The organism is Streptococcus moroccensis (assembly GCF_030812835.1).
Taxonomy (GTDB): Bacteria; Bacillota; Bacilli; order Lactobacillales; family Streptococcaceae; genus Streptococcus; species Streptococcus moroccensis.
In genome coordinates, this window is record NZ_JAUSTM010000054.1 from 1 (window position 1) to 2,426 (window position 2,426).

Below are 2,426 nucleotides of genomic sequence, written 5' to 3' on the forward strand. Positions count from 1 at the left end.
AGCTAAGCGTGACGTGAAACAACTGAAAAAAGCACATCAGTTTAAGAACCCCTCGACCAAGGTCAAACGAGGCTTACGCTATGTCGCCTCAGAATTACTGGATGTAGTCGCTCAAGATGATGACTTGGAGGGAATTAGAACCCTAAAAGAGTCTGTGATTAAAGGAAGACGCTATGGGAGATTTACTTATCAGTCAGGGAAACTCCTTGTCAAAAGTGGTCAGTCTGGTCTTCGGTTTACTAAGACGAAAGCCGCTCATAGTAAGGAGCGGTATCAGAACTTTAAAAAGGGGAAAGGGTTCACCCTTCAGAAACCCTTAAAGCCCAAAAGGCGATACCACACCTTTCTCATGCAAGCCAGAAGGCACAGTGTGTCAGGAATAACAAGGGTTATTCAAGCGATTAAGAATAACCTGACTTTCTTTTCATCGATTGCCCTTAATCCTATGACTTGGGTGGTGTCAGGTCTCTTGTTTTTCTTGCTTCTGATGATGAGTTTTGTGATAGGAATTTCAGGAACCACTCTCATTCAACAGGATGAGAGTGAACTGACAAAAGCCTATACGCATATGACGTGGGAAGATGCGGAAAACACCCGAACTAACTCCACTGGCATTACCTACTACACCAAGATTGATGACGTCATGGGCTTTATGAATCTCAAGTATCAAGATTATGCTTTAGAAGAAGTCATGGAAAATGGTGATAAGACTTATCAAGCCTATCTCAGTCAACTTTGGCAGGACTTAAACGGTGGGGATTCTTTAAAATCTATGCTTGAGTTAAGTAAGGAGCCTGCCTATAAGCTCTCTGATGACGATAGAGAAGACTTAAAGGAATTAAGTGAGGAAGGCACTTACCTTGCCCTCCAAGAATTGGATAATCCATTTCAGGGACAGACTGAAGACGATGCGCTAACCATGACGGTCCGCTATGGCTATGAGGTGATTGATGACAAGCCAACGCTTCATCACCATATCATTCTAGAAGCCAAAGAGAATCAAGTGATTGTGGCTCCCATGGATGGTAAGGTTTCCCTAGAGGGAGAGAACATTATCATCACGTCAGGTAAGGGACTAAATAAAGCTCAACTGACCCTATTTAATAGTCATAGTGGTCGAGTGAGCGATGGCGAAAAAGTCCAAGCAGGAGAAGTGATTGGTCAAACCAAGGATGGATCTGGTCTAAAAGTGACCTATCAAAAGGTTGACGATGACTCAGAGAAACTGGTTTACGTTAATCCAGCCTTTTACTTTCCTAAAGTCATTCAACTCCAAACGACGATTCTCCCTACCATTGGACAATTTGGAGGCGATGAGTTTGCGAGAGCCAAAGCTATCTATGAGTATTTGAAAAGTCAAGGAGCGACTAATCAAGCCATTGCGGCAATTTTAGGAAACTGGTCAGTTGAATCATCCATTAATCCTAAACGAGCTGAAGGCGACTACTTATCACCTCCTGTTGGGGCAACGGATAGTTCTTGGGACGATGAGGGCTGGTTGTCTTTAAATGGTCCAGCTATCTATAATGGCAGGTACCCCAATATTTTAAGACGTGGCTTAGGCTTAGGGCAGTGGACAGATACAGCAGATGGGTCACGCAGACATACCTTATTATTAGAGTATGCCAAACGAAAAAATCAGAAGTGGTATGACTTAGGCTTACAACTGGATTTCATGTTGCATGGGGATAATCCTTACTATACCAACTGGTTAAAAGATTTCTTCAAAAACTCAGGAAGCCCAGCTAGTCTTGCCCAACTCTTTCTCATTTATTGGGAGGGAAATAGTGGTGATAAGCTCTTAGAACGTCAAACCAGAGCCACCGAGTGGTATTACCAAATTGAGAAAGGCTTTAGCCAACCAAATGGTGGAACCGCCCAGAGTGATCCAAAAGCACTTGAGGCTGTTCGAGGAGACCTTTATGACAACTCCGTTCCAGGTGGGGGTGACGGTATGGGTTATGCCTATGGGCAATGTACTTGGGGAGTGGCCGCTCGGATTAACCAATTGGGCTTGAAACTCAAAGGCCGAAATGGTGAGAAAATCCCAATTATCAGTACCATGGGGAATGGTCAAGATTGGGTGGCAACAGCAGCACGTCTTGGTGGAGAAACAGGTAAGATACCAAAAGCAGGAGCGATTATTTCCTTTGCGGGAGGAGGCCATGGATCGCCAACAGAATACGGTCATGTCGCCTTTGTCGAGAAAGTTTACCCAGATGGATCTTTCCTTATCTCAGAGACCAACTATAATGGCAATCCTAATTATACTTTCCGTAAGTTATCAGGAGTTGATAGTACGATTAGCTTTGCCTATACGACGAAATAATTTTAGAATACTTGTCTTTTTGTCCCTAATATTGTATGATATTTGGGACAAAGTAATCATCTCATCTAAACTTTAAGCGTGAACATAGGTGTTGACA

The 2,426-nt window shown here is 43.3% G+C and carries 1 protein-coding gene; it reads left to right on the top strand.

What is annotated here, in order from left to right; translation table 11 throughout:
* Nucleotides 1–2,329, top strand: a 2,329-nt coding sequence (locus J2S23_RS11385; RefSeq protein WP_307122792.1) for a phage tail tip lysozyme, incomplete at its 5' end; no start/stop codon positions are given.
* Nucleotides 2,330–2,426: the final 97 nt, after the last annotated feature.